The following is an 8,173-nucleotide window of genomic DNA, read 5'->3' on the forward strand; positions in this document are numbered from 1 at the left end:
TGCATCCTCCCCCCAAAACTGCTCTTCCCAAAAATAGCCCGCTGTATTACAGTCACCATCAATCAGCGTGTATGGCATATATTTTCTCGTGTCATGCCTTCCCTAACGCGGTTGTTTAAGAGACTCCGGCATGCTCATCTTTCTGTTGGTTTCCGTCCTGCTTCCATCCGTTCTTCGTCGGGCAGCAAAACATATCAGGTCCAGGCTTCACCATACTCCTCCAGGCACGAGCATTGCTTTATCCATCAGGACCCTTGGGGGTGTAACAGCAGCAGCTCTGATCATTACCCCATCCGCAGCCGTCGGAGCTGAAGCTCCTGTTATCGTGGAAATCTCCGGCCAGCTGACAGAACAACAGCGTGGCAACATTCAAAGTCACCTTTCCCTGACCAGGATGACCGGTAATGCCCCCCTGTCAACGGCCGTTTTCAACGAACTGTACAGCAGGGCGGAAAAAGAGACCAAAAAAGCTCTGGAACCCTTTGGCTACTACACTCCGGAAATCAACCTCACCCATCGGATGACCGGCGATGTGCATCATGTTGCCATGGCCGTTGACCCCGGTGCACCAATCATCGTGACCGAAGTTGATATCACCGTTGTCGGCCAGGGCAAGGAAGACAAGGTCCTGCACAAGGCAGTGACACTGTTTCCACTGCAGTCCGGCAATCGGCTCGATCACCGGGTCTATGAAGAAGGCAAGGATGCCCTGGTCGGCCAGGCATTGGACCAGGGGTATCAACAGGCCCGCTTCCGGCACAACAGAGTCGCTGTCCGCACCAAAACGCACAGTGCCGCTATCCATCTGCAACTCGACACCGGCCCGCAGTACCGGTATGGTCCGCTTACCTTTGACACTGACCTTATTGATCACAATCTGCTTCGTAAAGTAACCCAGGTGCGCACTGGTGATCCTTTTTCTCCCAAATCACTGACACGGTTGCGACAGGCACTGTTTAACACCGATTACTTCAAAACCGTTGACCTGCATTATGACCTTGAACAATCCCCGGCTGATCGCGTTCCGGTGACGGTTGCCCTGACCCCAAACCCTGCTCACAAGTACGGCATCGGCCTGGGATACGGGACCGATACCGGCACCCGGGGAACCCTGACCTACACAAACCGCTATATTAATCAACTCGGACACCAGCTGGACGTTCAACTGCAACCCTCGGAACGAAAAAACAGTCTCGGCAGCACCTATATCATTCCCATCGGCGATGCCAAAAAAGACAGAGTGGCCCTGGCTGCCGGATATGCAACCGAAGAGTTCAACAGCATCGATACAAAAACGTTCAACACAACGATCAGCCATGATCAGTACCGGGAATGGGGTGAATTCTCCACGTATGTACAATTTCTTGACGAACAATACAGTGTCGGCCATCAAGATGACCATGCCACCCTGCTCATACCCGGCATCAAAGGCAGTGTCTTCTGGACAGATGATCGAATAGCCACGAAAAAAGGACTGCGTCTGTCCGCCTCTGTGCTGGGGAGCGAGGACACTCTTCTGGCTAACACATCCTTTCTGCAGGCATCACTTCGCGCCAAGGGCATTTACTCCTTTTCCAGTCTGTGGCGTTGTATCGGTCGCGCCGATATCGGTACAACCCTGGTTGACGACATCGGAAAACTACCGCCCTCATTACGGTACTATGCCGGTGGTGACCAGAGCGTGCGAGGCTATGGGTACAAAAAGATCGGCCCGGTTGATGCAGAGGGGAACAACCTTGGCGGCAAAAATATTCTTACCTACAGCGTTGAGCTGGAACGAACCCTTGTTGATGCATGGAGCGGCGCTGTTTTTTATGACAGCGGCGCCGCAATGAACACCTTTTCACATGTCTCCTTAAAATCCGGGGCCGGGTTTGGTCTTCGCTGGAATGGCATCTTCGGTCAGGTCCGCCTTGATCTCGCAAAGGCACTTGACGATGATGGTGGCTGGCGTCTTCATTTTACCATGGGGGCTGACCTGTGAGTATGATTCGGTCTCTGCTGTATCGCATCGTAAAACTGCTTGTACTGCTGGTACCTGCTGTACTTGTCACCGGTGTGCTGCTGTTGGGAACAGCACAGGGATTAAGGTTCCTGACACCGGTCATCAACCACATAACCGCCCCCCTGTTGACTATTGGTTCTGTCTCCGGTTCTCTCTTTTCAACCATTCGACTGCAGAACCTTCAGTTTGCAGACGGCATTGACACTGTCCGGATTGATACGATCACCCTCTCCTGGGAGCCGACCCAACTCCTCGCCGGCCGGATTCATCTCAAAAGCATCCAGGCAGCAAATGTCCATGTCCTGCTTGGTACCAGCAATGAAGATACATTACTCTCTCCCCTCACCCTGCCCATCCTGCTTGAACTCGATGCGCTCACGCTGGAAAACGTGCATATTTTTTCGGATGGAGAAGAAGTCTGGCACATCAACACCGTAACTCTTTCCACCCTTACCTACCACAACGAACTGTTACGCATCCGGCAGCTCAGGCTGGACAGCAAGACTGCCACCCTTGCTGCCACCGGCACCCTTCAAACACATCTGAACTATCCGGTGGAGATGGAGATCACCGGCACCATCCACCAAGAAGGTTACACCGCAGTGCCCGGTCGCGGCCGGATATACGGCCCACTCAACGATCTCACCATGACCGGAACCTTTGACAATCCCCTTTCTTTCCAGGTCAAAGGCCACCTTAAAGATCTCATGACCACGACCCCCACCTGGCAGGTCCAGGGGACTTGTCCGCTGCTGACCCCTCGGGCACTGCACACAACCTGGCCTGACCAGCCCCTGTCCGCACTGATAGTCACAGGCCGGGGAACCTTTGATGCGTACACCGTTCAGATGCACACACAGATCCTGCCCCCGGGTTTCAAGGACCCAGGTCAGATCAATGTTGCATTGCAGGGGAACAGTCAGGGGCTGGAGGTACAAGACCTGCGCCTTCGTCATCAGAAAACCGAACTCACAGCCCAAGGCGAGGTAACCTGGGCCCCTCATCTGTCCTGGCAGGCAGAAGTGAACGGCACCTATCTCAACCCTGCCCTGTTACATAAAGACTGGCCCGGCAACATGACCGTGGCCGTCACAACCTCCGGGCAAGGTACTGACCACGGTGTCAGGGCATCTCTTCATGTAACCAGATTACAGGGCACAGTTCGCCAGCAACAGGTAACTGGAACCGGGGAGGTACATCTCGAAAACAAGCAGATACGCATTCCGGCCTTCACACTGCAAAGCGGCGGTTCATCGTTACAGATCAAGGGCAGTCTCGCTGACAACCTTGACCTGCTCCTGGCCCTTGACTCATCAAACCTCGCCGACCTCTGGCCCGGTGCAAGCGGCAGAATAAACGCCAACGGACGGATATCGGGAAGTGTTGAAAAGCCTGGTATCGACTTCAAACTGACGGGGAGCAATCTGGGGATCAATGGAACTACAGTGCAAAAGATAGCCATGGAGACCAGAGGGGTTTTCAGTAACGATGGCAATGTGCATGGCGTACTGCATGCTGAAAAGATGCACTTTGGCAACATCTCCATGACGTCCGGATCCCTTCGTCTTACCGGAGCATCTCAACGCTATCAACTTGTATTGGAAGGCCGGACAAACCTGGGTTCCGCAGGTTTGTCCATGGACGGAACCCTGACGGACGGTCGCTGGCAAGGCACGATAAACCGTGCACGTTTTTTAAGTCAACAGTACGGAAACTGGCAGCAACGACAACCGGCCGAAACGATACTGTCCACCAGCAGAGCAGACCTTGATCCACTCTGCATTGCCACCACCTCTTCCACCCTGTGTATCGGAGGTTCCTGGCAGAAAAAAGAGAATTCCTGGCAGCTCCAGGGAAAAGTAGCTGCACTACCGTTAAACCTCTTTACCCTGCCCCCTTTTACCACTGAACAGCTCTCAGGATCGATCAGCGGTGAACTTGCAATATCCGGCCGCCAGGAGCAGATCCTGGCGGCTCAACTCACAGCAACCACCCAGGCGATGAGCTTCCCCCTGCCACTTGCCGATAACCATCAGCACCTGGTGAAGTGGAAGAAAAATGTGTTCCGGGCAGATTATGAAAAAAATAATTTGCAGGCATCCGTTGCCAGCGAGTTAACCGATGGCAGCATGCTTGAGGGAAGTCTGTCCTGCAGGACAGACCAGCTTTCACTTTTACAGCTGCTCCAGGCAGAAATGACCGGTTCAGTGCACGTTAACATTCTCGATTTGAGTCCAGTCATCCTGCTGACGAACCGAAAAGTACTCCCATCGGGAAACATTCAGGGAAAATTAACTGCCAGCGGTACGCTGTTGGCGCCTGTTGTTCAAGGTCAGCTTGAACTCCAAAACGGTCAGGCGGAGATCCCACCACTCGGGATCACCCTCTCACCACTAACGCTCAGTGTGACGGGTGACGGCCGTCTCCTGCATCTCCTGGCAACAGCCCGCTCCGGTGCGGGCATTATAAAAGCAGAGAGCGAGATCCCGTTTGACCAGTCAACCGCCGATCTCTATACCCTCCGGCTTGCCGGTGAAACGTTCCAGGCTGCACGCATCCCGGGACTTGACCTTGTCATCAGCCCGGATATTCGTTTAACATTCGACCACCGTCAAATTGAAGTGGGTGGCACAGTTACCGTTCCGCACGCCGACATCACCTCAATCGACTTTGACCAGGGTCTCGCCCCTTCGGCAGATGTGGTAGTCATCGATGCCGAGGAAAATGATGAGAGCACCTCTTCATGGCCGATCTTCTTTGACATGACCGTCCTCACCGGTAACGAGGTACTGATAAATGCCCATGGTTTGCGAGGATATATAGATGGAAAGCTGACCGTTCAAAAACAACCGGGCCGACCCCAGACCGGCAACGGCATGTTAAGTGTACGGGATGGTTCCTTCACCCTCTACGGCAGACGCTTGAAAATCGATCTTGGCCGACTCATTTTTTCCGGAGGCTCTTTGACCAACCCTGGTATTGAGTTGCGCAGTGAGAGAAAAAACCAAAAGACAACTGTAGGAGTTATTATTGATGGTTTCCTGCAAAAGCCGAATATAAACTTCTACTCTACCCCGGCACTGGAGCAGTCGACAATTATTACCAGTTTACTTGAGAGTACGGCGATCGGCGGCGAAACGCGACAGGAGCTCGGTATGGCGGGAACACTCGCTGACACCATAGGTATAGGTGGACTTGTTCCGTATCTGCAAAGTATAAAAGAGTTGGCAATGATCGATGTCATCAAGTTTGAACCAAGCGATACCTCGGATTCCTTTTCATTAGTGTTTGGCAGCTGGCTGACGCCAAATTTTTATGTGAGTTACGGTAAAGATCTGGCTGCTGAAGCCGCCACTTTCAACACCAGATACACCTTGGGGAACGGCTTTTTCCTGCTCACTGAAACAGGGGCTCTGCATAACAGCGGCGATATCAAATACGAATTTGAACAGTAACTTTGCCCTTGTGCCGGCTCTGGAGCACCTCTTGCTTTTCCTGATTCATCCGACTACTTTAATAAACCTGTTTTTTGTATGATATCTCTTTAGCCCACCTGGTGATAATATGCCTGAAAACACAGACGATTTAACAATAAACTACGAGGAAGACGGAGTCCTGGTTGTGCAGGAGATCGATAAGAAGATTCTCTCCAAAGGTGCCTGGACGACTATCTTATTCCGTTACCGGGATCTTGACCGAACAACCCAACAGTATGGAGCCGATAAGTTCACTATCCGCAGGTATCAAAAAAGAAGCGGCAAGTATCAGGTTAAATCAAAATTTAATATCTCATCTGTTGCTCAGGCGGAAAAAATCATTGAAGCCCTGTCACAATGGATAAAATCACCCAAAAATTGAGCAGTTAAACACACTGATCTCTTTGGTGAGCAGTACAGATATTCTTCTAAAATCCTTATGGTGGTGTTTTTTTATATTGACATGTATTTTTTGTTCAGGTAAATAGCCGTCTCCTTTTGGGGCACGTGTCATGTTTTGTTTTTGGTTGTTCCTCAAATTTTATTATTGACACGATGTTTTTAAAAGGTTAGATTGAGTTCTTGCAGCGTTTGATTCGCTGTTTTTTATGAGATGGCCTTTGGCCGTCCTTGATCTTTGAAAACTGAACAGTAAACGAGCGGGCCAAGTAATTGGTTTTGATTTGGATAAGTCCAGTCTTTTGTGATTGGCTAGGATATTTAACTGGAGAGTTTGATCCTGGCTCAGAACGAACGCTGGCGGCGTGCTTAACACATGCAAGTCGAACGCGAAAGGGACTTCGGTTCTGAGTAGAGTGGCGCACGGGTGAGTAACGCGTAGATAACCTGTCTTTATGTCTGGAATAACACACCGAAAGGGGTACTAATACCGGATATTCTTGTTTTTCATAAGGCATGCAAGGAAAGGTGGCCTCTATTTATAAGCTACTGCATAGAGAGGGGTCTGCGTACCATTAGCTAGTAGGTGGGGTAATGGCCTACCTAGGCGACGATGGTTAGCGGGTCTGAGAGGATGATCCGCCACACTGGCACTGGAACACGGGCCAGACTCCTACGGGAGGCAGCAGTGAGGAATATTGCGCAATGGGGGGAACCCTGACGCAGCGACGCCGCGTGAGTGAGGAAGGCCTTCGGGTCGTAAAGCTCTGTCAAGAGGGAAGAAGTGCACTATGGTTAATACCCGTATTGCTTGACGGTACCTCTAAAGGAAGCACCGGCTAACTCCGTGCCAGCAGCCGCGGTAATACGGAGGGTGCGAGCGTTGTTCGGAATCACTGGGCGTAAAGGGCGCGCAGGCGGTTTGGCAAGTCAGATGTGAAATCCCATGGCTTAACTGTGGAAGTGCATTTGAAACTGCCAGGCTTGAGTACCAGAGGGGAAAGTGGAATTCCCGGTGTAGAGGTGAAATTCGTAGATATCGGGAGGAATACCGGTGGCGAAGGCGACTTTCTGGCTGGATACTGACGCTGAGGCGCGAAAGCGTGGGGAGCAAACAGGATTAGATACCCTGGTAGTCCACGCTGTAAACGATGTGAACTAGATGTAGGGGGTGTTGATCCCCTCTGTGTCGCAGCTAACGCATTAAGTTCACCGCCTGGGGAGTACGGTCGCAAGATTAAAACTCAAAGGAATTGACGGGGGCCCGCACAAGCGGTGGAGTATGTGGTTTAATTCGATGCAACGCGAAGAACCTTACCTGGTCTTGACATCCCGGGAATTCCTAGGAAACTAGGAAGTGCCTTCATCCGAAGGAACCTGGAGACAGGTGCTGCATGGCTGTCGTCAGCTCGTGTCGTGAGATGTTGGGTTAAGTCCCGCAACGAGCGCAACCCTTGCCTTTAGTTGCCAGCAGTTCGGCTGGGCACTCTAAAGGGACTGCCGGTGTCAAACCGGAGGAAGGTGGGGATGACGTCAAGTCCTCATGGCCTTTATGACCAGGGCTACACACGTACTACAATGGCCGATACAAAGGGCAGCGACACTGCGAGGTGAAGCCAATCCCATAAAATCGGTCTCAGTCCGGATTGGAGTCTGCAACTCGACTCCATGAAGTCGGAATCGCTAGTAATCGCGGATCAGCATGCCGCGGTGAATACGTTCCCGGGCCTTGTACACACCGCCCGTCACACCACGGGAATCGGTGGTACCAGAAGCAGTTGAGCTGACCGTAAGGGGGCAGGCTGCCAAGGTATGGCTGGTGACTGGGGTGAAGTCGTAACAAGGTAGCCCTAGGGGAACCTGGGGCTGGATCACCTCCTTTATAAGGATAGATACAGAGGCATACTCTGTATGGGATCAACCCTGCTCGTTACTGTTCAGTTTTGAGAGATCAAGGCACGGGCCTATAGCTCAGCTTGGTTAGAGCGCACGCCTGATAAGCGTGAGGTCGGTGGTTCAAGTCCACCTAGGCCCACCAGGCGTGCAGGTCGGTGAAGATCGGGGGTGTAGCTCAGCTGGGAGAGCGCCTGCCTTGCACGCAGGAGGTCATCGGTTCGATCCCGTTCACCTCCACCAGACTTCTGAAGGGGTAAGATTAGGTGTTGGGCCTTGTTCAACATCTAATTTTAAGCTTTTAGAGTTTTTGATCTTTGACAATTGAATAGCAGGGTATCTAAATCGTAGAGTCGGCACTTGTGCAAGTGGGTTTTCGGACCTCCGCACGTTTGGTGTC

General features: G+C 52.0%; 3 protein-coding genes, 2 tRNA genes and 1 rRNA gene. All 6 read left to right on the forward strand.

What is annotated here, in order from left to right:
- The first annotated feature begins 130 nt into the window (after window positions 1-130).
- The 6 genes from HP555_RS00690 (at window position 131) to HP555_RS00715 (ending at window position 8,016) form a co-directional block, all read left to right on the forward strand.
- A complete protein-coding gene (locus HP555_RS00690) occupies window positions 131-1,984 on the forward strand; it encodes an autotransporter assembly complex protein TamA (RefSeq protein WP_199263315.1) in 1,854 nt (617 codons plus the stop codon).
- A 2-nt stretch (window positions 1,985-1,986) separates the two neighbouring features.
- On the forward strand, window positions 1,987-5,460 hold the full coding sequence (locus tag HP555_RS00695) for a translocation/assembly module TamB domain-containing protein (protein ID WP_199263316.1): 3,474 nt from the start codon (window positions 1,987-1,989) through the stop codon (window positions 5,458-5,460).
- Window positions 5,461-5,569: 109 nt separating this feature from the next.
- On the forward strand, window positions 5,570-5,863 hold the full coding sequence (locus tag HP555_RS00700) for a hypothetical protein (protein WP_199263317.1): 294 nt from the start codon (window positions 5,570-5,572) through the stop codon (window positions 5,861-5,863).
- A 339-nt stretch (window positions 5,864-6,202) separates the two neighbouring features.
- Window positions 6,203-7,762 (forward strand): 16S ribosomal RNA (locus tag HP555_RS00705).
- Window positions 7,763-7,840: 78 nt separating this feature from the next.
- Window positions 7,841-7,918, forward strand: a tRNA-Ile gene (locus tag HP555_RS00710).
- A 22-nt stretch (window positions 7,919-7,940) separates the two neighbouring features.
- Window positions 7,941-8,016 (forward strand) — tRNA-Ala (locus HP555_RS00715).
- Window positions 8,017-8,173: the final 157 nt, after the last annotated feature.

The organism is Desulfobulbus oligotrophicus (assembly GCF_016446285.1).
In the GTDB taxonomy this organism is placed as follows: Bacteria; Desulfobacterota; Desulfobulbia; order Desulfobulbales; family Desulfobulbaceae; genus Desulfobulbus; species Desulfobulbus oligotrophicus.